This is a genomic window from Streptomyces sp. NPDC007896 (genome assembly GCF_042959425.1).
Lineage (GTDB): Bacteria > Actinomycetota > Actinomycetes > Streptomycetales > Streptomycetaceae > Streptomyces.
The window spans coordinates 42,308-65,990 of the sequence record NZ_JBIBKX010000030.1 but is presented as its reverse complement, the minus strand read 5'-3'; the positions used below and the strand labels follow the sequence as shown (position 1 = coordinate 65,990).

The following is a 23,683-nucleotide window of genomic DNA, read 5'->3' as shown; positions in this document are numbered from 1 at the left end:
GACGACGTCACCCAAGGCCGGGCGACAACACAGGATCTGAGGGGGAAGCCGTTGTCGTACCGATGGCGGTGAGCATGGGTTCGAGTGTGACGGCTCGGTCGGGTGATCTCCTTGCGGTCGCGGCATGAAGACAGGGCTTGCTTGCTACGCAACTCGTGGTTGGGGTGGAAGGTCCTGACGGTGAGTATGTGAGCGGTGTCGCTCAACGCGGGTGCCCTTGTCGGCAGCGGCGGTATGTGAGGCCTGCCAGCATCACCAGGCAGCCGGTCAATACGGCCACGCAGGTGAACAGGAGTGGGTTGATCCAGCTGCTCACGAGTTCCTTCTGCTCACCGTTGTCCCAGTAGCAGGTGGCCTGCAGTGGGAAAACGCTGTCCTCGTAGCGGTCGACGTGGACGGTGGGGCGCCTTTCGAGGAAGTCGGGACATGCATGCGACGGGAAGGCGAAGAAGACCTGAAGCCAGCCGAGCAGGTAGCACACGGCTCCCGTGGCGGTGGAGGCCTTGATCAGGCCGAGAAGGCGTGAGCGGACCCCGCAGGCCAGGGCGGCGACGCCGTACGCCCGATCCGCGACGAGATCGAGAGCCGCGTGCGGGGCCTGCTGGCCGACCTCGGTGCGGAACCCCGCGCATGACAGCCACGAAGCCCAGGCACCCCTGAAGTGACCGCCCGGCCTCGACTTGGGGCGGCATAGCTTCTGACCTGTGGGTACGCCGCCTGGGGGTGCAGTTCGAAGGGCTGGTTTCGCGCCGCTGTCTACCGTGGTCGTCCGGTCCTATGGGCACGCTTTGGGCACGCACCCACATGGGGGCGCCGCGGGGGCCGGACGGCTTCGCTGCGGTGGGACACCTGCGGGTGCGGGATGCCCCGACACATCGGCTTGCAGATGCACACCCCGATGGCAGCGTAGGCGGTCCGAGGGATGAACCGCACGGTGCGTGGTGATTGCCTCGGCCGGTCAGGTGGGCCCGTCAGGGCTCCGGGAGAAGGCCGTGTCGCCGGCCATCGCCACGATCGCGTCCTTGACGAGCAGCACTCGCGGCGGGTAGCTCTGCACCTTGTCCCCGGGGTCGTCCAGTGCGGAGGTGCGCCAAACCTCCGCTCCGGTGCGGCTGTCCAGTGCCAGCAGACGGCCGAAGCGGTTGGAGAAATAGACCCGCTTGTACGTGGCCGACACCGCGGGCGCGGACAGACTCTCCACGTCCGTCCTCTTCTGCCAGAGTTGTTTGCCGCTGTCCGCCGACACCGCGGTGACCGACCCGTCGGACCGGACGAAGCAGACGACGCCGTCCACAAGGGCGGCCGCGCCGGTCAGCGGATGTGCCAGCGGTATCCGTCTGACCTGCCCGGTTTCCGAGGCCACCCGCAGCAGCGCGTTGTACGGCCGTTCGTACCCGGTTTCGTACACGTCCTTCGCGGTCTGAGGGGCGAGGAACAGGGGTTGCCCCGCCGACAGAACCGAGCGCTTCCGCCTTCTTGGGCAGTGTGGCCGTTTCGGTCAGGCTGCCGGGTCCGAGCTTCATCAGCTCGACCGGGGCCTGGCCGGGCTCGTTGCCCTTCGAGCACAGGGCGCAGGGGACGCCTCCCAGCGCCGACGGAGTGCAGTACTCGTCCAGCGAGGGCGCCCGCCACAGTTCCTTGCCGGAAGGCCCGTAAGCCACGAACGACGAGTAGTCAGGAGACAGGGTCAGCAGTCCGCCGTCGTACAGGACCGCCTCCTCGGACGGGTTGATGTCGCGTTGCCACCGCCGGTGCCCGGTACCGGCGTCGAGGGCCACCATGCGCCTGGTCTTGTCGTCCGGTTCCTCGTACATGTCGACCAGCCCGTCGCGAACGCCGATCGGCTGCGCCCCCTGAGGGCGGGTGCCGGTCCGCCACAGGGTGCGGCCGGAGGCCCCGTCGATCCTGGCGGCCGTGAAACCCGTACCGCCACAGAACAGGGCGCTTCCCTCCACCACGCATCCAGGGCTGTCGTAGTCGAGAGGGACACCCTTCACGTCGTACCGCAGCTTCGTCTGCCACGGCCGCCAGCCGTCGGGCAGTGACGCGGCATGGGCGGTGGCGGTGGCGGTGTCCGAATCGGACACGAAGACACCCACCCCGATACACAGCCCCGTGACGGCCAGCACCGCACCGAGGCCGGTGAGCAGCATCCGGGCTCGGCGTCGCTTGCCGGTACCGATGCCGGTCGCGGCGCCCGCGGAGCTGGTGGCCGCGCTCCGAGAAGTGGGGAGGCGCCGGGGTTTCGCGGACTGCCCGGTCTTCGGGGACCCGGTGGCGTCGGATTCCGGCAGCGCCTGGAGCATGCGGTGTATGTCCGTCAGTTCCGGCCGTGCGGCCGGGTCCTTGTCCAGGCAGCGCTCGACAATGCCCAGGAGCGCTTCGGGCACGCCGCCGAGGTCCGGGGTCCCGAACACCACCTGATAGCCGGTTATATACGGGCTGTCGGCGTCGAACGGCCCTGTGCCGACGGCCGCGAACACCAGCAGTGACCCCAGCGAGAACACGTCCGAGGCCGGGGTGACGTCCCGGGGAGAGGCCAGTTGTTCCGGCGACATGAAGGGCGGAGTGCCGATCATCCGCCCGGTCGTGGTGAGGCTCTGGTGGTCAGAAGCGCGCGATATGCCGAAGTCGATGACGCGCGGTCCGTCCTCGGTCATCAGGACGTTGCGCGGTTTGAGGTCCCGGTGCACCAGGCCCGCCCGCTGGATGTCGCGCAGCGCCTCGGTGAGCCCCAGCCCCAGCGCGCGCAGTTCCCGCCGGCTCAACGGGCCGTCTCTCTCCACGACTTCGGCAAGGTTGAGCCCCGGCACGTAGAGCGTCGCCATCCACGGCCGGTCGGCGTCCGGGTCGGCGTCCACGACAGGCGCGGTGAAGGCGCCGCTCACTCTGCGCGCTGCCTCGATCTCCTGCCGGAAGCGCGTCCGGAACTCCTCCTCCTGGGCGTACGGCCCGCGCACGAGCTTGACCGCAACCTGCCGTCCCGAGGTGGAGACTCCCAGATAGACGACTCCCATGCCGCCCGCCCCGAGCCGACCGAGAGGACGGCCTCGACCCGCGAGACCGCGCGGCTGGTGTCGTTGCGGCCCAGGGAGGAGTCGTACCGGGACACGATGATGGTGTCGCCGACCAGGCCCAGTACCTGCGCGATGTCGCCGACCGCCACGGTCCGCACGGCGGGGGCCGGGTCCTGGCGGGAGGCGACGTGCAGGGTGCCGTCGTAGTACCACACCAGGTGGGGGGGGCTGAGCGCGACCAGGTGGTTCCAGGACCGCACGGTGTACGGCAGGGCGGTGAAGCGCCCCTGCTCGACGTCGAGCCACCCGGTGACCATGTCGTCGCCCTTGCGGTACTGCACGACCTGCCCGTGCGCGTCGCCCAGCCCGGCGGCGGACTGCAGATAGACGCCGGAGGGGACGCCTTGCACCGTGCGGTCGGCGACGGAGCCGTCGGCCCGGGCGTTCAGCAGATGCCACGTGCTGTCGGTGCCGGGGGTTCCCGCGGTCGTGACGACCGTCGACCCGAGCGTGCTGAAGTACGCGTACCCGTCGGGAAGCTCGACGGTACTGACCTGGCCGGACGTCATGTTCCGCAGCGTCACGGTCCTGGCGGAGGTGTCGTAGCGGGCGACGACGTCCGAGCCGGCGCCGGCACTCGTGACGCCGTACACGTCCGTGCCCGACGCGTCGACGACCGTGTCGACACCGTCGTACGTCGTCCAGAGCTGGCCCGGCCCCTCCTCGTACCGGAGGAACCCCGAGGGCCCTGCGCTCAGCAGGCCCGTCCGGGGAACCATGGCCGTGGCGGCCGGTACGACCACCTCTCCGGTGACCGTTTCACCGTGCGCGCTGACGACGGTCAGCGAGCCGAGGCCGAGAGCTACTGTGAAGGAAACGGTCGCGGCGGTGGCGCCTCGTACGAGCGCACGTCTGCCCATTCAGAACCTCTCCAAGGACGGTAGGCGAAGGCTTGGAGAGACTTGCGCGCGCCGTTGAGCCGCAGGTCATGGACCCGCGGCACAGATGACGTTCCGATGCAGGGGGCGGCTTGTGCAGGCGAGCCGAACCTCGGTGGATCTCCCCTCGGGTGGTGCGGACGGTGATCAGCGGTGCGTTGGCACCTGCGCGGGTTCGTCACATCGCGCGGTGTCGGCGACGGTGCGCTGGGCCACGATCCGCGACGTGCTGGAGGTACCGCGGACGGCGAGGGCGACCAGGGGCAGCAGAGTGAGGGCGGCGATGACGGCGCCGACCAGAGGCGGTCCGGTCACGCCGAGGGAGGACTCCAGGGCCGTACCCGCGATGGCCGATCCGGCGGCGATGCCGACGTTGAAGGCGGAGGTGGTCAGCGCGGAGGTGAGGGTGGGCGCGTCGCCCGCGAAGCGCATGGCGAGCGCGGTGACGACCGGGTTGACCGTGAATCCGGCCAGGGCCATCAGAAAGACGAGGGCGACGGCCGTGACGGGGTTGGCGGACAGCGGGATCAGCAGGAGCAGGAACAGAGTGGTGGACGTGGTGGCGGTGAGAGTGGTGGCCATCGGGCGGCGGTCGCCCAGCCGGCCTCCGATGGTCGTGCCGCCCAAGGCACCGGCCCCGAAGGCGATCAGGGCGAGCGGTACGAGGCTCTCGGGGATGCCGGCGCGTTCGGTCAGCAGTGGGGTGATGTAGCTGTACGCCGCCAGGACACCGCCCATGATCAGCATCGCGGCGGCGAGCGCCAGCCACAGCCTGCCCTGACGCAGGGCGCGGACCTCGGCCCGGACCGACACCTCGGCGCGCTGCTCGGTCGCGGGGATGAAGCGGCCGATGCACACGGCGGCGAGCCCGGAGAGGACGGCCAGCGCCCAGAACGGGCCGCGCCAGCCGGTGAGCTGTCCGACCAGGGAGCCGACCGGTACGCCGATGACGTTGGCGAGGGTCAGGCCGCCGATCATGACGCCGATGGCGCGGGTCGCGTTCTGCGGCCCGGCGGCGGTGGTGGCGACCACACCGCCGACGGACCAGAACGCTCCGGTGGCCAGGGCGGTGACGACACGGGCGATGAGGACGATTGAGAAGGACGTACTGAGGGCCGCGACCACGTGGCCGATGGCGAAGACCGTGAGGGCCAGGATCAGGGTCCGGCGCTGGGGCAGCCGCAGGGTGGCCAGGGCCATGGTCGGCGAGCCGACGATCATGCCGATGGCGAAGGCGGTGATCAGCAGCCCGGCGTGGGAGACGCTGACGCCGAGGTCACCGGACAGTTCCGGCAGCAGGCCGGCGACGACGAACTCGGTGGTCCCCATCAGGAACGTGCCGGCGGCGAGCACCCAGACGACGAGGGGGAGCTTGCCGGGGGTTGTCCCGGACGCGGAAGGCATGTGTGTGTTCTCTCTTCGAGGGGCGGAAGGGCAGGTCAGGGTGTGGGTGGCGGCCGGTTCAGGAGGCGGCTTCGATGGTGACCTTCGTGGCGGTGGCGGTGGCGAGATGCTTGATGTCGCCGTCGGCCATGCGGCCGAGGAGGACCAGGCCGGTGTCCGGGTCGGGGCCGCCGTCGCGGTAGTAGAGGGCCAGGTTGCCCCACGGGGCGTAATAGGCCAGGTCACCGGCCTTGGCCGCGGTGGCGGCCAGTGCGTCGGCGGTGGTCAGTGCGTCGGCGGTGGTCAGTCGGCGAGGCAGGCCGGCGATCCGCTCCGTCCGGTGGAAGTCGCTCAGGTGCAGGGTGAGCGGGAGCAGGGCGGCGAAGTCGCGGGCGGTGGCGCTGTCGTTCAACGTGGCGTCGACCCGGTGGCCGTCCATGGTGAGGCGGATGTCCATGGCGGTGGTCCTGCCCTGCGTCGGGGTGGGTACGGGGGGCGACGCCGCTCCCTGTGACGAGGACGCCGGGGACGCTGACGTGGAGGACGACGACGATGGCGTGTCCTCGGTGCAGGCGGTCATGGCCAGCAGCAGGGCGGCCGGGATGGCACGGGCCAGGGAGGTCACAGGGCCGTCCAGGGGTTCGGTCGGGCCGGGTCACGGTCGGCCGACGGAGCACCGCGGGGAGGCAACGGTGTCGTCGGGACTCAGGCGTCGTCCGGGCCCGGGCCGCACACGTGGCGTGCGGCCCGGCGGCGGGGCGACGGTCAGGGCTTGAGCAGGGTCTTGATGGCGCGGCGCTCGTCCATCGCCCGGTAGCCCTCGGCGACCTGGTCCAGGGGGAGGGTGAGGTCGAAGACCTTGCCCGGGTTGATGCGGCCGGACAGGACCAGGTCGATCAGTTCGGGCAGGTAGCGGCGGACGGGGGCGGGGCCGCCGCGCAGGCCGACCTGGGAGAAGAACAGTTCCTGGCCGTCGACGGCCACCTCGTGCGGGACGCCGACGAAGCCGACGTTGCCGCCCGGGCGGGCCGAGTGCAGGGCCTGCCGCATGGACTCGGTGGTGCCGACGCACTCCAGCACCGAGTCGGCGCCGATGCCGCCGGTGAGGTCCTTGATGCGGGCGATGCCTTCGTCGCCGCGTTCGCTGACGATGTCGGTCGCGCCGAACTCGAGGGCGAGCTTCTGGCGGGACTCGTGGCGGCTCATGGCGATGATCCGCTCGGCGCCGAGTTCCTTCGCGGCGATGACACCGCACAGGCCGACCGCTCCGTCACCGACCACGACGGCGGTCGAGCCGGGCTTGACCTCGGCGGCGAGGGCGGCGTACCAGCCGGTGCCCATCACGTCGGAGACGGCGAGCAGGCCGGGCACCACCTCGCCGGACGGGTGCTCGTCGGTGGCGACAAGGGTGCCGTGGGCGTTGGGGATGCGCACGTAGTCGGCCTGGCAGGTGGTCATGAACTCCCGGTGCAGGCAGCTGGACTGCCAGCCGTTTTGGCAGTTGGCGCAGGTGTTGTCCGAGGTGGCGAAGGAGCCGACCACGAACTGGCCCGGCTTGACGTTGCCGACCTCGCTGCCGACCTCCTCGACGATGCCGACGTACTCGTGGCCCATCGGGTGCGGGTCGCCGATGGGTTCCGCGCCGCGGTAGGGCCACAGGTCCGAGCCGCACACACAGGTGGCGACCGTGCGGATGATCGCGTCGGTGGGTCGGTTGATCTTCGGGTCGTCCAGAGTCTCGAAGCGCACGTCGCCAGGGGCGTGGATGACTGCTCCGCGCATGATGCTGTTTCCTTCACTGCAAGGGGTTCAGGTGCCGCAGCCAGGGGGCGTGAACAGCGGCTCGATATCGAGCCTCACACGCTGGGCCATCCGCCAAAAGCGGAGAAAACCATCCGGGGAGGGAAGCATCCTGGGTTGAAACTCTCCCCCGTTATCTTCTTCGCGGTCCTGCAAGAGGGCCGCTGGCCTCCGGGCCCGGCATGACTGTGTCCCCCTGTCGAACGGATGACCTGGGGGGTGGTGTCACCGGGCCCGGGAGGTGCCGTCGGAGACGCTGATGAGAGGTCCGGCCACCGCCCGGTCCGGCGCAATGCCGGACAGCTCGCGGGCGGCAGGTCTGCATAACGTGGATGCGCGCGTACGACACCACTGCCAAGGCTGGCACGTTCAACTCCCCCGGAAGGGCGCGATGTTCGACACGGAAGACGTGGGCGTGTTCCTCGGCCTGGACGTCGGCAAGACCGCTCATCACGGCCACGGACTCACCCCGGCCGGGAAGAAGGTCCTCGATAAGCAGTTGCCCAACAGCGAACCGAAGCTGCGGGCCGTCTTCGACAAACTGACCGCGAAGTTCGGCACCGTCCTGGTCATCGTGGACCAGCCCGCCTCCATCGGTGCTCTGCCGCTGACCGTGGCCCGGGACGCCGGCTGCAAGGTCGCCTACCTGCCCGGACTGGCGATGCGCCGGATCGCCGACCTGTATCCGGGCGAGGCGAAGACCGATGCGAAGGACGCCGCGGTGATCGCGGACGCAGCCCGCACCATGCCGCACACCCTGCGCTCGCTGGAACTGACCGACGAGATCACCGCCGAACTGACCGTCCTTGTCGGGTTCGACCAGGACCTCGCGGCCGAGGCCACCCGCACCTCCAACCGGAGACGCGGCCTGCTCACCCAGTTCCACCCCAGCCTGGAGCGCGTCCTCGGCCCCCGCCTGGACCACCCTGCGGTGGCCTGGCTGCTGGAACGCCACGGCTCCCCGGCCGCACTGCGCAAGGCCGGCCGCCGCAGACTCGTCGAGGTCATCCGGCCCAAGGCCCCACGCATGGCCGCCCGGCTGATCGACGACATCTTCGACGCCCTCGACGAGCAGACCGTCGTGGTCCCGGGGACCGGCACTCTCGACGTCGTGATCCCCTCCCTGGCCCGCTCGCTCGCGGCCGTCCACGAACAGCGCCGGGCCCTGGAAGCCCAGATCAAAGCCCTGCTGGAGGACCACCCTCTTCCCCAGGTCCTGACCTCGATGCCGGGGGTCGCGGTCAGGACCGCCGCAGTGCTGCTGGTCACCGTCGGCGACGGCACCAGCTTCCCCACCGCCGCCCACCTCGCCTCCTACGCCGGCCTCGCCCCGGCCACCAAGTCGTCCGGGACCTCGATCCACGGCGAACACGCACCCCGCAGCGGAAACCGCCAGCTCAAACGGGCCATGTTCCTCTCGGCCTTCGCCGCCCTGCACGACCCCGCCTCCCGCACCTACTACGACAAATGCCGGGCCCGAGGGAAGACCCACACCCAGGCCCTCCTCCGCCTCGCCCGCCACCGCATCAGCGTCCTGTTCGCCATGCTCCGCGATGGCACCTTCTACGAACCCCGCCTCCCCCAGGCGACGGCTGCATGAACCCACCCACAAGCAGGTCGACTCGCGTCAACACCTTGTCTCGTCTGCCCACGCTGAGATATCTGCGGCACCCCGACGGACAGCTTCTTCCGGATCCCGGGCGAGCTGCCCGCAGACCGCTCCGACGCCCGGCGCACCACCCGGTCCCACGAGCGCGTCATATACCCCGGTCTGCAGCCAGTTGGCCTGGTTGTCATCTGCCTCGGCAACCGCGAGAGCGATGAGTCTTATGGCGGATACCGTCCCCACCCGGACCAGGGCCTCTGCCGTCCGCCGAGTCACCGCCGTGTCCTCGACGTCCAGCAGCAGCCCCACCAGCGCTTCCGCAGCCTCAGGAACACCAGCGAAGGAAGCAAGGTCACGCCCGGCACGAACACGATGCGTCCACGAAGCAGACGACGCCTCAGCCAAGGCCGCCTCCAACTCACTCATCATCTCTGGCACGACCAGACAGTCTCATGCCCCACGAAGAAGATCGAATTCCAGACCGAAGCTGCCCACACGCTTGACGAAGAACATAGAGGCACCTTCCTCTCCTGCGATCGGTGTCATCCTGGGCAGCATGACCAGCAATGTCCCCCTCAACGAGCTGGGAGAATTCCTCAAGAAGCGCCGTTCGGAGCTGAGCCCGCGCACGGTCGGGCTGCCCGAGACCGGCAGGCCCCGCCGGGTGGCCGGGCTGCGCCGTGAGGAGGTCGCCCAGCTCGCCAACATCAGCACTGACTACTACACACGCCTTGAGCAGGGCCGTATGCAGGCGTCCGCGCCCGTGCTGGGCGTCCTGGCCCGGGTGCTCCACCTGGACGACGACGAGCGGGGCTACCTCTTCCAACTGGCGGGCAAGACCACCGGCCGCACCCGGCGCCGAGGTCGGCAGAAGGTCCAGGCTCAGCTGCAGCGGGTCCTGGACGACCTCACCGCGACCCCGGCCATCGTGCAGGGACGGCGCGGGGACATCCTCGCCTGGAACGCGCTGGCCGCCGCGCTGGTCACCGATTTCTCCCGGGTCTCGGAAAGGCACCGCAACTATCCCCGGATCCAGTTCACGGATCCGGCCATGCGGACCCTGTACGCCGACTGGGAGACGTCCGCGCAGATCTCCGTGGCGCAGCTGCGGATGGAAGCCGCGAAGTATCCCGAAGATCCCCGGCTGATCGAGCTGGTCGGTGAACTGTCCATGCGGGACGAGCAGTTCGCCCAGTGGTGGAGCGATCATCGCGTCGCCGGCCGCACCGTGGGCACGAAGACCCTCAACCATCCGGTGGTCGGCGAGCTGGTCCTGGACTGGGACACCCTCACCGCCAACACCGACCCCGACCAGAACCTGACAGTCTGGACCGCCGCGCCCGGCTCCGTCACCTATGACCGGCTGCGCATCCTCGCCTCCTGGGCCGCCGACCAGAACCTGCCGGCATCGCCCTCCATCAGCTGACGGAGGGGCTCAGGAGGTCAGCTGTTCTGCTCCGGCTTCCGTGCGGTGTCGCCCGCCGGGACGGCGCGGAGCATGGCCCTGTAGAGGGCTTCGTGCTCGGGCGAGGCGGGAAGGGGGGCCCGGGCCGGGGCCTCGAAGGACTGGATCATCAGGGCGACGACACGTCGCCAGGCGTCGGGAGCGGCGTCGCCGCAGGCGTTGACGACGCCGAGGTTGGCCATGTGCAGCAGTACCAGATCCGAGGGGTCGAAGTCCTCGCGCAGCCGGCCCGTGGCCTTGGCGCGGCCGATGAGCCGCACCATGCCCTCGTACGCCTCGTTCCGGCGCTTCTCCATGGCCTTGGCGGTGGGGAAGGTCATGGTCAGGACGTCGGCGAAGCCGTTGTCGGCGGCCTGCATCGCGCAGGCGGCCTCGATGTAGCCGGTGAAACCGTGCCAGGGGTCGGGGTCTTCGAGGGCGGTGGCGACCGCGTCGGCGTAGGCGTCCATGCGGTCGGAGAAGACGGCTGCGACCAGCGCCTCCTTCGTGGGGAAGTGACGGAAGACGGTGGCGATACCGACGCCTGTCTCGCGGGCCACGGAGGCCATGGAGGCGCCCAGTCCGTCGCGTCCGAACACGGTGCGCGCGGCAGCGAGGATCCGCCCCCGGTTGCGCTCGACGTCACTGCGCACAGGCTGGGCTGCGGGGGCGTCGGAGTGCTGGTCGCCGGGGTTCATGGGGGCAGTCTAGCAATCGGAAAGGTCTATCCATTTCATGTGCTACGGTGATTGCAGTGAACCGGAAAGGGCTATCCGGATCTCGAAACGGATAGCCCTTTCCGAATCCATCATCTCTTCGGCGCCGCTCGTGCCTCCTCGACGGCGTTCTACGAAAGGATCACTGTGACCAGCATCGCCATTGTCGGAGCCGGCCCCCAGCTGGGTCTGGCCATCGCCCGTACCTTCGGCTCCCAGGGCTACGACGTCGCCCTGATCTCCCGCAACCGCACCAAGCTCGACGACCTCGTCGGCACGCTCACCGCCGAGGGCATCGCCGCCGCCGCGTTCCCCGCGGACGTACTGGACCGTGACGCCCTCACTCAGGCGCTCAAGGACGCGGCCGCACAGTTCGGCGGGATCGACGTCCTGGAATACTCCCCGCTGGCCGGGCTCGACACCAGCGCGATGAGCACCCCGGCCGAGGCCGATCTCGTGCACGTGCAGCACGAGATCGAGTTTCACCTCTACGGCGCCATCGCCGCCACCAAGGCGGTGTTGCCCGCGATGCGGGAGGCCGGCACCGGCACGCTGCTGTTCACCACTGGCGCGGGCTCCACCAACCCCCAACCGCCGACCGTCAACATCGACACAGCCACGGCCGCACTGCGCAACTGGGTGATCAACCTGCACAAGGAGCTTGCCGACACCGGTATCCAGGCCGCCCACATCGGCCTCGACGTGACGATCGGCACCCCCACCTTCTACGGCCAGCCGCAGGCAACGGCCGACCAACTCGCGCCCATCTACTGGGACTTGCACACCGCCAACCGGGACCAGGCCGAGCGAATATTCAGAGGCTGACCCACGACTGATCGTCCTGCCAGGCGCACGACGCCCCAAGCCGTCCCAGCATCTGCCGCCGAGGAGGCGCCTATGACCTATGCGTGCGACCGCGAGATCACACCGTGGCTTTCACCACTCCCGAGCGGGCCACGTTCCGACGTCCGAGCACTGCGCACGCCGGATGCGGAGTCGGTTCGTATGTTGAACCGCCTTGCCACACGGACGAGTTGGGACCGCTGTTTTGGCGAGGGCGGCCGGCACACCGCCCATGGGCCCTTCCACGCCACACCCGCACCCGCACGCGCCGAGTACCTGCACGGAGGACCCATCTCCGAGTCGGCGCTCGACCCACGCATCCTCGCCGACATGACCGCGGCGCTGCGCCACGGCCTCGGTGTATGAATCGGCCGACGCACCGGGCCCGCGACAGCGCAGCCTGTCACGATGCGGAGACCCGTACACAGGTCGACGAGGGCATCACACGCGTCTTCCAACTCCTAGGAAAGCGCTGGAACGGCCCCATCATGTCCGTGCTGATCACGGGACCGACGTACTTCGCCGACCTGCGCCGCGCGATCCCCGGAATCAGCGAGCGCATGCTCGCCAACCGCCTGACCGAGCTTGCCGCCACGGAACTCGTCGTGCGCGAGGTGGACAAGGGGCCGCCCCTGCGGGTGTCCTACCAACTAACAGAAGCGGGCGCGGCATTGGAGCCTGCGCTCAAGGAGCTCGCACAGTGGGCGAAGGCCCATCTGCCGGAGCCGAGTCGGCCGACCGGCTGCTGAAGCCGTACGTCCAGGGAGGCGGCAAGCCGTCGCGCCCTACTCGGCGGTCAGCGTGCGTCTGCCAGGATGCCTCTTCCCAGTAGCTGGTCGGCGTCTACGACGCGGGCCGGGTCATCAGCCCCAGCTCGCCGAGAGCCAGGCGATCGGCGGCATCGCGGGCGGCATCGGCACGGCCGACTACCTCGTGCCCGTGAATGCCGACATCCCCGAGGTCAGGGCGATCCCTGGAAGACGGCGAGGACAACGACGGCAACGCGCTCGGCGAGGTCGTCCAGGTGGGTGTGGCGGCAGCGATCGGCAACGCCACCGGCTGCCGGGTCCGTCAACTGTCCATCACAGCTGAGTCGTTGCTCTGAATTGGAGAAACGCCCATGCTGAACATCGCGGACACACTGCACCACTGGTGCCGCGAGGAACGCCCCTTCGCTCTGGCCACCGTCGTCGACGTCACCGGCAGTGCACCCCTCCCGGCCGGTACGTCGGTCGCGGTGGAGGGGGACGGCGATGCAGTCGGCAGCATCTCCGGCGGCTGCGTCGAAGGGGCGGTGTACGAGCTGTGCAGAGGTGCTGCGAGACCGGGGCACCCCACAACGCGCATGGTTCGGCTACTCCGACGAGGATGCCTTCGCGGTCGGCCTGACCTGCGGCGGCGAACTCGACGTTCTCGTGCAGCGCGTCGATCCGGCGGAGCAGCCGCATCTCGGTGCGGCCCTCGCCGAGGTGCCCGAGGGGCGTCCCGCCGCCGGGGCACGGGTCGTCGACGGCCCCGACGGACTCCTCGGCGCCACCCTGAGCGTGCTCGGCGACAGTGGCTAGGAGGATCGAACCGCCGAGAACTAAGAGGCTTGTCATGTAGGCGAGTTGTTGCTTGCGGGGTCTCACGTGACGCCGGCCAGGTGGCCGTGAAGGCGGACGCGGATCGACGAGATACCGATCTCCGCGGGGGAATCCAGGCCGCTGCGCGTGCAGACGCAGGGCCGCCCCTCCGAGAGAGTCGTCCTGATCTTCCGGCTCCGCTTCGGCTAGCGCGAAGGTGCCTTCGTGCCGTAGGGACAGGACGCGATTGCGTTCATCGACGACGACCGCGACCGTCGTGACGAGGCACCAAGCCCGTGGCGCTGTGTGTAGATCCACAGAAGCCTTCGCGTGACGTCGGCGGCATCCCGGAGGTAGATGAAGGTGCCGAACGACGGAGTCTCCGCGGTCGGACGGTTCTGCAAGTCGAGGAGCCGGTAACCCTTGCGGAACAACTCTCGTACGCCCTCGTCCTCGTCGGCCCCCAGATCCTCACCGAGTAGGAGGTCGAGGTGCCCGACGATCTCCGGCAGGGAAGCGTTCAAGTCCTTGCGGGTGGAGGTGGCCATCCGCATGGAGAGGGCTGCCTCGGTGCTTTCCGAAATAGTCTCGACGTCGACTGGGAGAACTTCGGTTGCCGTGCTGTCGGTTGCTCTCAATGCCTTGCCACTACTTGCCACAGTGATCACCGTCTGGCCCCTTCAGCGCGCGTTTCGGGCCGTGCCAGTAACGCATAAGACCGCGTTTGAGATCTCCTCGTAGGACAATCGGGCGGTGATCCGTCCCCTGAACCGTGACCGCTCCCTTGAAGAGCTTGAACGCGACCGCTGGCCAGCCCCGTCGGCCGACGCCACCCGTCTTGTCGCTACGGCGCACGCCTTGCGGCTTCGACCGATCGGCGAGCTGACCGTCGAGGACATGCGTTTGTTGATCGGCCAGGACATTGGACTGCCCTATCTCCTGCCGCTGGCACTGGAGGTGCTGCGGGACAGCCCGATGGCAGAGGGGGACATGTACGAAGGTGATCTACTGTCAGCAGTCCTCACCAGGAACCCAGCGGTCTGGACTGAGTCTTCCGGACTCGGTCGAGAGCTTCGCGTGATCGTCGCGGAGTTGACCGACCTGCCACCTGACCTGCAGCAGAAGGTTGAGCGGTTCATGACTTCGTAGAGCGCTGATGCGGGATGTTGCCCATGGGTGGGCGGACCGGCGTATCTATGAAACTTTTCGCAGAAGCGGGCGCGGGCCTGGCCGCGTCGCTGGTCGGCCGCGGGTGAGGCGGCGGACCATGATGCCGATCATTGCCCAGCGGATCATGGTTTCGGAGCGGGCCGGGCTGGTCTCGTAGTCCCGGGCGAGGCGGCGATGGGCGGTGAGCCACGAAAAGGTGCGCTCGATCGCCCAGCGCTTGGGCTGGACCTCGAAGCCGCGCTGGCCGGGCTCCTTGCGGACGATGTCCAGCTCGCGGCCGAGGATCTGGGTCGTCCAGTCGACCAGGCGGCCGGCGAAGCCTTGGTCCGCCCAGATCTTGCGAATCTGCGGATGGTCCAGTCGGGCCCACAGCAGCGGCCGCTTTGCGCCATCCCGATCCTGGACGCTGGCCGCGACGACATGGATAGCGACGAGCAGACCGAGGGTGTCGGTGACCAGGAACCTCTTGCGGCCCTTGACTTTCTTGCCCGCATCGAAGCCCCTGGTCGCTGCCGGGACGGTGTCGGCGGTGCGGACAGACTACGAGTCGATCAGCCCTGCGCTTGGCTCGGCGTTTCGGCCGTCAGCCTCACGGACCCGGCCGCGGAGGACGTCGTGGACGTGCTCGACGGTGCCGTCGTCGTGCCACCAGGTGAAGTACCAGTACACAGTGGGCCAGGGCGGGAAGTCCTTCGGCAGCTGCCGCCCGGCGCACCCGGTCCGCACCACATAGAAGATTGCGTCCACGATCCGCCGACGTGGGTGCTTCTCCCGACGCCCGCCCCTTGGCCCTACCCGTGCCGGCGGCAGCAACGGCTCCACCAACACCCACTGTTCGTCCGTCAGATCCGACGGATAGCCGCTCCCAACACCACTCACGCGCAGCTCAACGGCCGCTTCAGCGCACAGGCACGGCTGATGTCAAACGCGGCCTCAGAGAAGATGGCCGCTCTCAACGCGGAAGTCGCCGCCGGCGATCTGGTGGTGTTCGCTTTGCCGACCTACAAGGCCACCTATACCGGACTGCTGAAGTGTTTCCTGGACAGGTATCCGGCGAATGGTCTGGCAGGGGTTGTCGCCGTCCCTTTGCGCACGGGTGCGGACTCCGGCCACGCCATGGGAGCGACCCACACCCTCGCTCCTCTCCTCGTCGAGCTGGGCGCCGTCGTTCCCGGTCGCGGCTTCTATCTGCCGATGGATCAGCTGGACGAACTCGACACCGTGGTCAGGGCGGCAGCGGCCGAGTACTCCTCGAATGTCAAGAAGATCGCAGGTCTGGCACAAGCGATGTCATGACGGGGGTGGGTGGCGGCTCCCCTCCCCGGACAACCTTTATGACACTCGTTATACGTGCAGTGTAGGGTCGGTTATGACGATCGATATAGGAGGCAGCCGTGACCGTCATCACCGTGAACAGCTCCAAGGGGCGTCTGGATCAGGGGCAGCGCCGCAAGCTGGCCGAGACGCTGACGGATGCGGTACTCGTGCCCGAGGTCGGCCAGTTCGCGCCGGCCGCCCGGATCGGGTTCCAGGTGCACTTCGTGGAGCGGGAGCCGGACATGATGGCGATCGGCGGACGGCTGCTGGCCGACATCGGCCAGGAACTCGACGTCATGCTGGTCGATGTGGCGGTGATGGACGGCGACTGGCGCCCGGAGGTGCGGGCCGAGGTCATCGAGCGCCTCCTGGTCGCACTCGCCGACGCGTGCGGGCTGCCGGCGCCGTCGCCGGCCTGGTGGGTCAACTTCCGGGTCATCGACGAAGGCAGCTGGGGCTCCAGCGGTGGCGTCGCCTCCATCCTCGCCCTCCTGGCCAGCGGTGTGTTCACCGAGGAGAAGGCCAAGATGATTCGAGCCGCGATCGGCGCGTGAGGCCCGGACCGCGCGGTCGACCGAACCGTCAGCTCGAAGGGCCGAGCGCCCCGGCGATCAGCCCTTCGAGCTGCTGCGCGACCTGGTCCAGGGGTTGCGCGCTGCGCTTGGCGCGGCACATGGCGGTGGCGCCCTCGACGGCCGCCACGACGAGGGCCGCCAGCCCCTGACCCTGCTCGGGTGCGACGCCGTGTTCACGCAGCGCGTCGGCGAGCAGCCGCTCCCAGTCCTCGAACATCTCGGCGGCGGCGAGCAGCGCCGGCGGGATCTCGCCGGCCGGCGGCTCCTCGACCGAGACGGCCAGCACCGGACAGCCGGCCCGGAAGTCGCTGTCGACGACGATGCCGCGCCACAGGGCCAGGAAGGCCCGCAATCCGGCGACCGGGCCCGCCTCCAACTCCTTGCGCAGTACGCGGGCGACCGTTCCGCCCGCGTACCGCACCGCCTCGGTGGCCAGTTGCTGCTTGCCCTCGGGGAAGTAGTGGTAGGTGGAGCCGAGCGGCGCCTTGGCGTGTTTCGCCAGCTCCCGGATGCTGGCGGCGCTCAGGCCGCGCCTGCTGATCAGGTCGGCGGCGCCGATCAGGATGCGCTCGCGCGACGGCGCGCTGGACTTGGCCACGATCGTGCTCCCGTCTGGACCCCTCTGGCTATAACGCTCGTCATAGTCTAGCGTGACCTCCGCCTATAACAGTCGTCATAGAGCGTGCGTGGAGCACGAGAGGAGACTTCGTCATGCCGATGATCCGGCTCACCGTCCCGTCCGGCGCCCTGACCGAGGAGGGTCGCAAGACCGTCCAACGCGACCTGGCCGCCGTACTGCTGCGTTGGGAGGGGGCGCCCGACACCGCGTTCTTCCGGGCCCAGGCGTGGAGCTACCTCGCCGAGCTGCCCGAGGGAGCGCAGACCACGGCCGAGGACGAGGCGCCACGCTTCCTCGTGGAGGTGACGGTTCCGCAGGGCGCGTTGTCCGAGCGGCGCAAGGCCGGTCTGGTCGAGGACGCCACCAAGACGGTCCTCGCGGCGGCCGGGCTGTCCCAGGAGGACGCCCTGCGGGTATGGGTGCTGGTGCACGAGCAGCCCGACGGCACCTGGGGCGCGGGCGGCTCCGTCATCCGCTACGCCGACCTGGTGGCGCTCGCGAAGGGGCAGCGGGCCGATGCGTGAACTGACCTACGTCGCCCGCAACGCCGTCGAGTGGCGCGAGGCACCCGACCCGAAGCTGGGGTCCGGCCAGGAGGCGATCGTCGCCCCGGTGGCGGCGACCTCCTGCGACGTCGACACCGCGATCCTGGCCGGACACGGCTTCATCGACCCGCCGTTCGCCCTGGGCCACGAGTGCGTCGCCGAGGTCGTCGAGACGGGCGACTCGGTGACCGGCGTGTCCCCCGGCGACCTAGTGGTCGTTCCCTGGTCCATCAACTGCGGAACCTGCGACCACTGCCGCGCCGGACTCACCGCGCACTGCACGGCCGTACCGCACATGGCCATGTACGGCGCACCCATCGGCGGCAGTTGGGGCGGACTCTTCTCCGACCTGGTCCGCGTGCCCTACGCGGACGCCATGCTCGTACCGCTGCCGGACGGCCTCGACCCGGTCGCCATGGCCTCCGCCGGCGACAACTGGTCGCTGTCCTGGCGGCTGGTCGCACCTCACCTGAGGAACAAGCCCGGCGCGCGCGTGCTGGTCGTCGCGCGCGGCAGCATCGGTCTGTACGTGTGCGACATCGCCCGTGCGCTCGGCGCCTCCGACGTCCTCTACGTCGACCCGAAAGCCGAACACCGCAAGCTCGCCGAGGACTTCGGCGCCCGTACCGCGGAGACGCTCAAGCCCGTCCGGCACGGCTTCGACATCGCCGTCGAGGCCACCGGACGCGTCGACCAGCTCGCCCTGACCGTCAAGTCCCTTGCCCCGGAAGGCATCTGCGAGTCCGCCGGCAACCACTTCCGGCCCGGCGAGCTGCCCCTGCTCGACATGTACCTCACCGGCGTCACGCTGCGCGTCGCCCGTGACAACGTCCGCGACCACATTCCTGACGCCCTCGACCTGGCCCTCTCCGGCAGGGTCGACCCCGCCCGGGTCGTGTCCCACGTCCTCGACTGGGAGCAACTCCCGGACGCGCTGCCCGAGAAGCACCTCAAGCCCGTGTTCGTCCGCGCCGACGGCTGACACGTCCCGACCGAGAAACCTGATGAACCCAGTACCGACCGACTCCCTGACGACTACCCCCGACCCCGTACGACCCACAGGAGAGGAACTGGACCACCAGTGGGCGGCGATCGCCGCGCTCGGCCGTGAACTGCGGGCTCTGGTGGACGCCACCGTACGCACCGCGACCCCGCCCGAGGTGCTGCACCGCATGACGGACGAAGTCCGTCGGCTCACGGGGCAGCTGACCGGCCGGCGGCGGGCACGGGCGGAGATCCCGGCGGTGGACGAGTTCCCCGGCGGGGTACGGATGTACAGCCCCGTCACCGGGCCCGGCAGCCCGCTCGCCCCGCCCATGCGGGTGACGCCGGACGGCGACGGCGTCGTCGGTCACTGCACCCTCGGCATCGCCCACGAAGGCCCGCCCGGCTATGTGCACGGCGGCATGAGCGCCATGCTGCTGGACGAACTGATGGGCTGGGCCTGCTACGCGGCCGGAACGCCCGCCATGACCGTCTCCCTGCGGATGCGTTACCGGCGGCCCGTCCCCCTGGAGACCCCGCTGCGGGTCCACGCCCGCGTCGCGGGCATCGAGGACCGCAAGATCTTCGTGGCCGGCTCGATCAGCGCCGCGGTCGACCCGTCGGTGAGCCTGGTCACCGCGGACGGGGTCTTCGTCGCACCCGACCCCGACCGGGCCCGCGCCCTGTTCCCGAACACGCCCTGATCTGATGCCGAGGGCTGCCGCCCGTAGTGGGCGGCAGCCCGCGACGGCGGCCTGTCAGGCGGGCTGGCCGGTGGGCATGACGGTGATGTGCGGGAGGTTCACCCGGGGCGGGAGGCGCGCGACGAAGCCGACGGTCTCGGCGATGTCCTGCGGCGTGAGCCACTCCAGCAGCTGCTTGGCGCCCTCCAGAGCCGCGCGGACCTCATCGCCGCCGACGTGGTTCTGCAGTTCGGTGTCGACCAGGCCCGGCTCGATCACCGAGACCCGCACCTTCTTCGCACCCAGTTCGGCCCACAGGTTGCGGGACAGGTGGGAGACGTACGCCTTGGTCCCGGCGTAGACGGCGAAGGCCGGAGGGACGGACTGGGCCGCGACCGACGAGGTGTTGATCAGGTCGGCCACTCCGCGCTCGGCGGCGGCCCGCACCAGCTGGGGCGTGAACGCGGCGATGACGTTCGTCAGGCCCTTCACGTTGATGTCGATCTCACGCTGCCACGAGCCCACCGCCGGCGCCTCGGCCGGGTTGAAGAGCATGACGCCCGCGTTGTTGAAGAGCAGGTCGGTGCCGCCCAGCTCGGCTGCCACCTGGTCGGCGGCAGACTGCCCGGCCGCGGTGTCGGCGACGTCGACGGCCAGGGCGAGGGCCTGGCCCCCGCTCTTCTCGATCCGGGCACCAGGTCGCTCAGCCGGTTCGCGCGACGCGCCAGGACGACGACGTGGGCGCCCAGCGCGGTCAGGTGCTCGGCCGTCGCCTCGCCCATGCCGCTGGAGGCTCCGGTGATGACCGCGACACGGCCGTGCCGAGATCAGCTGTTGAAGCGGCGTTGCGGTTGCGTACGTGTGGTCCCGGCAGGAGTGTCGCGGACGCGCGCCGTCAGAGAACGAAGTGCGTCCTGGTGTCGAGTGATCAGTCTGTCCGCCGCACGGCCCAGGTCGTCACCGCCGCCAGCGCCGCGGTGATCACGGCCATCAGGGGCACGGCCGCGGAGGTCCAGGCCGCGGCCAGCACCAGAGCCGCGGCCATGGGTGAGGCCGCGACGGCGGGACCGCGCAGCGGCGGGCCTACGCGCAGCCACCAGACCGTCGCGATCCAGGCGGCGAGGGGTATGCCGACAGCCAAGCCCTGCTGCAGGTGTGTGACGTGCGCATGGCCGATGAGGGCGTCGACGGCGACGGCGAGTCCGGCGCCGATCGCCGCGGTCGAGGCGAAGACGAGGTAGTGGCCGTAGCCCCAGATGATCGTCGTGGGCATGGAGCGCAGCATGCGCTGGGTGGTCCGGTCGAAGTAGAGCCACCACAGGCTGAAGACGAGCAGTAGACCGCTGCCGGCCAGGACCAGCAGGTCGACGTCGGTGCCGTCGCGCGAGTCGGCCGCGGTCTGCACGGCGCTGGTCGCGGCCAGCACCGCCTCGCCGAGCACGATCATGGTGAACAGCCCGAACCGCTCGGTGATGTGCTCCGGGTGAAAGGTCGTCACCCGCGCCCGCTCGGCCCAGATCGGGACCAGCAACTCGCCCACGGCCACCGCCAGCCCGACGTAAAGGTACGTCGGCGGGTCGAAGGCGAGGCGAGCGATCCATCCGGCCTGTACCAGGGCGTAGCCGACGGCGTACCGCAGGGCGGTCGTGCGCCGCTGCGGATCGGCCCTGGCCGCCCGCAGCCACTGCATGACCATGGCCAGCCGCAGGATCACGTAGCCGAGGGTGATGACGAGATAGTCGCCGGACTCGAAGGCCCGGGGTACGCCGGCGGCCAAGGTCAGCGCCCCGGCGATCTGCACCATGGTCAGCAGGCGATAGGGGTCGTCGTCGTTGTCGTACGCGGAGGCGAACCAGGTGAAGTTCCCCCAGGCCCACCAGATCGCGAAGAACACCCAGAGGTAGTTGCCCACGGCATGGCCGAGGTGCCCGCCGCTCAGGTCGTGATGCAGATGGGAGGCGGCCTGCGCGACGGCGGCGACGAAACAGAGGTCGAAGAACAGTTCCAGCGGGGTGGAGGACCGGTACGCCTCGTCGGTCCGGCGGGCCGTCATTCTGCGTAGGTTCAGCACCCGCGTGCCGCGGCCTTCCGCGGCCGGTTCCAGGCCGACCGCTTCTGTGGTCTCCCCGGGCATGGTTCGGCGATCCGTCCTGGCTGTCTGTGTCAGGTTCCGCTGCCGAGCAGGTCGTGGGCCGCGACCCACAGTGTGTAGGGGTTCGCCAGCTCGGGATGGGCGGCCGTCATCCGGTCGATGAGCTCGCCCGGTGCGGAGCTGCGTTCCAGCGCCGTCTCGAAATCGGCCAGGTAGCGGCGGCTTTCGTCGATCTGGCGGCGGGCGTCGTCGTCGGGGGCCCGTGGATCGCGGTGGCCGGCGATCAGGGTGTCGGCGTCCAGCGCCGCCACGGCGTCCAGCGCCCGCGCCCAGTCGGCCCGGGACTCCGGTGTCGATCCCATCAGCCACATGTGCGTCCGGTTGTAGACGACGTCACCGGAGACGACCAGGCTCAGCTCCGGGACATGGACGACGCTGGAACGCACGGTGTCGCTGGTCCCGACCGGGATCACCGTGGCCGAGGAGCCTCCGATCGGGATCGTGCGGCCGTTCAGCGGCCCGGGCGCGACAGGCTTGCCCGTCAACTGGCCGGGGAAGAACCCGCCCCAGATCTGCATGTACCCCGCTGAGATCTGCTCCTCCATCGCGGGGATGGACTCGGCCAGGGCCACCGGCCTCGCCCGCGGGAACGCCGCCAGGATCTCTGGCAGCCCGAGGAGGTGGTCGGCGTGCGGATGGGTGATGTACACGTACTCGGGCTCGCGGTCGTGGGACTTCACCCACGCCGCCAGCTCCCGGGCCTCTCGCACGGTGATGAGGCAGTCGATCAGCACGGCACCGTCGTCATCGCCGATCAGCGTCGACGTGGACGGCGGCCAGGTCGCCGGGCCCACCGCCTCCTCGAATCCCGGTACCGCACTCGGGATCGGCTTGGGATCCACCACGAACACGTCAAAGTCACGGCTCATCGTCTTCTCCGGCATCGCTGACTCAGCTGGACCTCATGGTCACCCTGGGGGACGGCGGCGGAGTATCAGCATGTTGACTGCACTGCGGGCCCGAGCCGCGGCCGGTTGCAGTCATGTTGCTGATACCACCCCTCGGTGCGTTGCCGGATGCTGGTGCTCATGAATCTGAACGCAGCCACATCCGGGGGCGGCGCGCGCCTGCTGGCGGACGGGAACCAGGTGCCGGTGCTCGGCCTCGGCGTCTGGCAGGTGCCGGCCGGGCGTGAGTGCGTCAACGCCGTCCGCTGGGCGCTCGACGCCGGTTACCGGCATATCGACACGGCTCAGGCATACGGCAACGAGGAAAGCGTCGGCCGCGCCCTCCGCGACAGCGGCGTACCGCGCGACCAGGTGTTCATCACCACGAAGTTCCATCCGCGGGGCAACGATCCGGTCGCCCAGGCGGAAGGCAGCCTTCGTCGTCTCGGCCTGGAGCAGATCGACCTCTACCTGGTCCACTGGCCCGAGGGCGGCCCGACCCGGGCCTGGGCCGGCATGGAACGTGCCCAGGAGCGGGGACTGGCCCGTTCCATCGGGGTCTCCAACTACGACGCGGCCGAACTCGAGGCCGTGATCGCCGCGGGAACAGTTCCGCCCGCCGTCAACCAGATCCTGTTCAACCCGCGGCACCGTCGACGGGCGCTCCTGGACGCCTGCGGCCGGTTCGACGTCGCTGTCGAGGCCTACAGCCCGCTGGGCACCGGCCAGTACGTCGACGACACCACCGTGGCCAGGATCGCCCGACGGACGGGCCGGACACCGGCACAGGTGCTACTGCGCTGGGGCCTGCAGCACGCACTCGTGGTCGTGGCGAAATCAACGCACCGCGACCGCATCCACGAGAACGCACAGATCCACGACTTCACCCTGTCGGCCGAGGACATGGCCGAACTCGACGCGCTCGACCGGACCGGCGGCACCGACCGCGCGCTCGAAGCCAAGTGGTGGTAACACCAAAGGAGTACGCAATGCCAATGATCGACGTGTACGCCACAGCGGGCACATTCACGGACGGGCACCAGCTCGCCAAGGACCTCGCTGCCACCCTGATGGCCATCGAGGAGGTTCCGGACATCCCGATGTTCCGCCAGAACACCGCCGCCTTCATCCACGAGTTGCCGGCAGGCGACCTGTCGAACGTCGACGGCGCGTCCACCTACGTACGCGTGCAGGTGCTGACCAACGCGGGTGCTCTCGACCGCGACAAACAGATCGCGGTGGTGAGCCGGTTCACCGGCATGGTCGCGGAGGCCGCCGGCGACCCGACACTCGCGGACCGCACCTGGGTGCTGTTGACCGAGGCCGTGCCCGGTGGATGGGGGCTGGGCGGTCACGCGCACACCAACGACGAACTCGTCGCCGCGGCGCGCAAGCAGATCGCTGAGCTGCAGGCGATGGCCGGGGACCAGTGACGTAGG

24 protein-coding genes and 6 pseudogenes are annotated in these 23,683 nt (G+C 69.6%); 16 read left to right on the top strand and 14 right to left on the bottom strand.

Going from position 1 to position 23,683, the window contains the following annotated elements; genetic code table 11:
* Positions 1-202: 202 nt before the first annotated feature.
* Entirely contained in the window at positions 203-481 is a 279-nt protein-coding gene (locus ACFZDJ_RS51820; RefSeq protein WP_391070041.1) for a hypothetical protein, read from the bottom strand.
* Positions 482-529: 48 nt separating this feature from the next.
* Here ACFZDJ_RS51820 and ACFZDJ_RS51815 point away from each other — a divergent pair.
* Positions 530-634, top strand: a pseudogene (locus ACFZDJ_RS51815) (phosphotyrosine protein phosphatase); the annotation flags it as partial.
* A gap of 324 nt (positions 635-958) precedes the next feature.
* On the opposite strand, the gene ACFZDJ_RS51810 reads toward ACFZDJ_RS51815, so the two are convergent.
* The 6 genes and pseudogenes from ACFZDJ_RS51810 to ACFZDJ_RS51785 all read right to left on the bottom strand — a co-directional run bounded on the left by ACFZDJ_RS51810 (position 959) and on the right by ACFZDJ_RS51785 (position 7,120).
* The gene (locus ACFZDJ_RS51810) at positions 959-1,294 is read right to left on the bottom strand and encodes a PQQ-binding-like beta-propeller repeat protein (protein WP_391070053.1); all 336 of its coding nucleotides are present in this window, start codon (positions 1,292-1,294) and stop codon (positions 959-961) included.
* A 649-nt stretch (positions 1,295-1,943) separates the two neighbouring features.
* Positions 1,944-3,002, bottom strand: a pseudogene (locus ACFZDJ_RS51805) (serine/threonine-protein kinase); the annotation flags it as partial.
* A complete protein-coding gene (locus ACFZDJ_RS51800) occupies positions 2,885-3,937 on the bottom strand; it encodes a hypothetical protein (protein WP_391070039.1) in 1,053 nt (350 codons plus the stop codon). The gene ACFZDJ_RS51800 and the pseudogene ACFZDJ_RS51805, both read right to left, overlap by 118 nt.
* 165 nt (positions 3,938-4,102) lie before the next feature.
* Positions 4,103-5,359 (bottom strand): MFS transporter, encoded by a 1,257-nt coding sequence (locus ACFZDJ_RS51795; RefSeq protein ID WP_391070037.1) that lies wholly within the window; start codon positions 5,357-5,359, stop codon positions 4,103-4,105.
* A 58-nt stretch (positions 5,360-5,417) separates the two neighbouring features.
* Positions 5,418-5,963: a cyclophilin-like fold protein gene (locus tag ACFZDJ_RS51790; protein WP_391070035.1), complete on the bottom strand. Its 546-nt coding sequence runs from the start codon at positions 5,961-5,963 to the stop codon at positions 5,418-5,420.
* A gap of 140 nt (positions 5,964-6,103) precedes the next feature.
* Positions 6,104-7,120 carry a zinc-binding dehydrogenase gene (locus ACFZDJ_RS51785; RefSeq protein WP_391070033.1) on the bottom strand — a complete coding sequence of 339 codons (1,017 nt, stop codon included), beginning with the start codon at positions 7,118-7,120 and terminating at the stop codon, positions 6,104-6,106.
* 409 nt (positions 7,121-7,529) lie between these two features.
* Here ACFZDJ_RS51785 and ACFZDJ_RS51780 point away from each other — a divergent pair, with 409 nt between their 5' ends.
* Together ACFZDJ_RS51780 and ACFZDJ_RS51775 are read left to right on the top strand one after the other, a co-directional pair.
* Positions 7,530-8,738: an IS110 family transposase gene (locus ACFZDJ_RS51780; protein ID WP_391070031.1), complete on the top strand. Its 1,209-nt coding sequence runs from the start codon at positions 7,530-7,532 to the stop codon at positions 8,736-8,738.
* Positions 8,739-9,300: 562 nt separating this feature from the next.
* Positions 9,301-10,170 (top strand): helix-turn-helix domain-containing protein, encoded by an 870-nt coding sequence (locus tag ACFZDJ_RS51775; protein ID WP_391070029.1) that lies wholly within the window; start codon positions 9,301-9,303, stop codon positions 10,168-10,170.
* 17 nt (positions 10,171-10,187) lie between these two features.
* Here the strand turns inward: ACFZDJ_RS51775 and ACFZDJ_RS51770 are convergent, their stop codons facing one another.
* A complete protein-coding gene (locus ACFZDJ_RS51770; protein ID WP_390933453.1) occupies positions 10,188-10,886 on the bottom strand; it encodes a TetR family transcriptional regulator in 699 nt (232 codons plus the stop codon).
* Between the two features lie 165 nt (positions 10,887-11,051).
* Here ACFZDJ_RS51770 and ACFZDJ_RS51765 point away from each other — a divergent pair, with 165 nt between their 5' ends.
* The 5 genes and pseudogenes from ACFZDJ_RS51765 to ACFZDJ_RS51745 all read left to right on the top strand — a co-directional run.
* On the top strand, positions 11,052-11,729 hold the full coding sequence (locus ACFZDJ_RS51765) for an SDR family NAD(P)-dependent oxidoreductase (protein WP_391070027.1): 678 nt from the start codon (positions 11,052-11,054) through the stop codon (positions 11,727-11,729).
* Between the two features lie 180 nt (positions 11,730-11,909).
* Positions 11,910-12,113 (top strand): hypothetical protein, encoded by a 204-nt coding sequence (locus ACFZDJ_RS51760; protein ID WP_391070025.1) that lies wholly within the window; start codon positions 11,910-11,912, stop codon positions 12,111-12,113.
* Positions 12,110-12,496 (top strand): winged helix-turn-helix transcriptional regulator, encoded by a 387-nt coding sequence (locus ACFZDJ_RS51755; RefSeq protein WP_391070023.1) that lies wholly within the window; start codon positions 12,110-12,112, stop codon positions 12,494-12,496. The genes ACFZDJ_RS51760 and ACFZDJ_RS51755 overlap by 4 nt, the downstream gene beginning before the upstream one ends.
* A gap of 83 nt (positions 12,497-12,579) precedes the next feature.
* Positions 12,580-12,852 (top strand): annotated as a pseudogene (locus ACFZDJ_RS51750) (xanthine dehydrogenase family protein molybdopterin-binding subunit); the annotation flags it as partial.
* A 15-nt stretch (positions 12,853-12,867) separates the two neighbouring features.
* Positions 12,868-13,303, top strand: a pseudogene (locus ACFZDJ_RS51745) (XdhC family protein); the annotation flags it as partial.
* Between the two features lie 215 nt (positions 13,304-13,518).
* On the opposite strand, the gene ACFZDJ_RS51740 reads toward ACFZDJ_RS51745, so the two are convergent.
* A complete protein-coding gene (locus ACFZDJ_RS51740; protein WP_391070022.1) occupies positions 13,519-13,980 on the bottom strand; it encodes a hypothetical protein in 462 nt (153 codons plus the stop codon).
* Positions 13,981-14,065: 85 nt separating this feature from the next.
* Here ACFZDJ_RS51740 and ACFZDJ_RS51735 point away from each other — a divergent pair, with 85 nt between their 5' ends.
* On the top strand, positions 14,066-14,461 hold the full coding sequence (locus ACFZDJ_RS51735; RefSeq protein ID WP_391070020.1) for a contact-dependent growth inhibition system immunity protein: 396 nt from the start codon (positions 14,066-14,068) through the stop codon (positions 14,459-14,461).
* 45 nt (positions 14,462-14,506) lie between these two features.
* Here ACFZDJ_RS51735 and ACFZDJ_RS51730 read toward each other — a convergent pair.
* Positions 14,507-15,391, bottom strand: a pseudogene (locus ACFZDJ_RS51730) (IS5 family transposase).
* A 9-nt stretch (positions 15,392-15,400) separates the two neighbouring features.
* Between ACFZDJ_RS51730 and ACFZDJ_RS51725 the strand changes: the two are divergent.
* Positions 15,401-15,778, top strand: a complete 378-nt coding sequence (locus ACFZDJ_RS51725) for an NAD(P)H-dependent oxidoreductase (RefSeq protein WP_391070018.1) — start codon at positions 15,401-15,403, stop codon at positions 15,776-15,778.
* A 98-nt stretch (positions 15,779-15,876) separates the two neighbouring features.
* Complete coding sequence (locus ACFZDJ_RS51720) at positions 15,877-16,353, top strand: 4-oxalocrotonate tautomerase family protein (RefSeq protein ID WP_391070016.1); 477 nt, start codon at positions 15,877-15,879, stop codon at positions 16,351-16,353.
* Positions 16,354-16,381: 28 nt separating this feature from the next.
* Here the strand turns inward: ACFZDJ_RS51720 and ACFZDJ_RS51715 are convergent, their stop codons facing one another.
* Entirely contained in the window at positions 16,382-16,972 is a 591-nt protein-coding gene (locus ACFZDJ_RS51715; protein ID WP_391070014.1) for a TetR family transcriptional regulator C-terminal domain-containing protein, read from the bottom strand.
* A 113-nt stretch (positions 16,973-17,085) separates the two neighbouring features.
* Between ACFZDJ_RS51715 and ACFZDJ_RS51710 the strand changes: the two genes are divergently transcribed.
* Genes ACFZDJ_RS51710 through ACFZDJ_RS51700 form a run of 3 tightly spaced genes read left to right on the top strand, consistent with a single transcriptional unit; the run spans position 17,086 to position 19,226 of the window.
* Positions 17,086-17,517: a tautomerase family protein gene (locus ACFZDJ_RS51710; RefSeq protein WP_391070013.1), complete on the top strand. Its 432-nt coding sequence runs from the start codon at positions 17,086-17,088 to the stop codon at positions 17,515-17,517.
* Entirely contained in the window at positions 17,510-18,520 is a 1,011-nt protein-coding gene (locus ACFZDJ_RS51705) for an alcohol dehydrogenase catalytic domain-containing protein (RefSeq protein WP_391070011.1), read from the top strand. Before ACFZDJ_RS51710 ends, ACFZDJ_RS51705 begins: the two co-directional genes overlap by 8 nt.
* A 22-nt stretch (positions 18,521-18,542) precedes the next feature.
* Positions 18,543-19,226, top strand: a complete 684-nt coding sequence (locus ACFZDJ_RS51700) for a hotdog domain-containing protein (protein ID WP_391070009.1) — start codon at positions 18,543-18,545, stop codon at positions 19,224-19,226.
* 54 nt (positions 19,227-19,280) lie between these two features.
* Here the strand turns inward: ACFZDJ_RS51700 and ACFZDJ_RS51695 are convergent.
* The 3 genes and pseudogenes from ACFZDJ_RS51695 to ACFZDJ_RS51685 form a co-directional block, all read right to left on the bottom strand.
* Positions 19,281-19,987 (bottom strand): annotated as a pseudogene (locus ACFZDJ_RS51695) (SDR family oxidoreductase).
* A gap of 146 nt (positions 19,988-20,133) precedes the next feature.
* A complete protein-coding gene (locus ACFZDJ_RS51690) occupies positions 20,134-21,339 on the bottom strand; it encodes a low temperature requirement protein A (protein WP_391070008.1) in 1,206 nt (401 codons plus the stop codon).
* Positions 21,340-21,368: 29 nt separating this feature from the next.
* Positions 21,369-22,226 carry an MBL fold metallo-hydrolase gene (locus tag ACFZDJ_RS51685; protein ID WP_391070006.1) on the bottom strand — a complete coding sequence of 286 codons (858 nt, stop codon included), beginning with the start codon at positions 22,224-22,226 and terminating at the stop codon, positions 21,369-21,371.
* 159 nt (positions 22,227-22,385) lie between these two features.
* On the opposite strand from ACFZDJ_RS51685, the gene ACFZDJ_RS51680 reads away from it, so the two are divergent.
* Both ACFZDJ_RS51680 and ACFZDJ_RS51675 read left to right on the top strand, forming a co-directional pair.
* On the top strand, positions 22,386-23,216 hold the full coding sequence (locus ACFZDJ_RS51680) for an aldo/keto reductase (protein WP_391070005.1): 831 nt from the start codon (positions 22,386-22,388) through the stop codon (positions 23,214-23,216).
* A gap of 17 nt (positions 23,217-23,233) precedes the next feature.
* Positions 23,234-23,677 carry a hypothetical protein gene (locus ACFZDJ_RS51675; protein ID WP_168505983.1) on the top strand — a complete coding sequence of 148 codons (444 nt, stop codon included), beginning with the start codon at positions 23,234-23,236 and terminating at the stop codon, positions 23,675-23,677.
* The last annotated feature ends 6 nt before the right edge of the window (positions 23,678-23,683 follow it).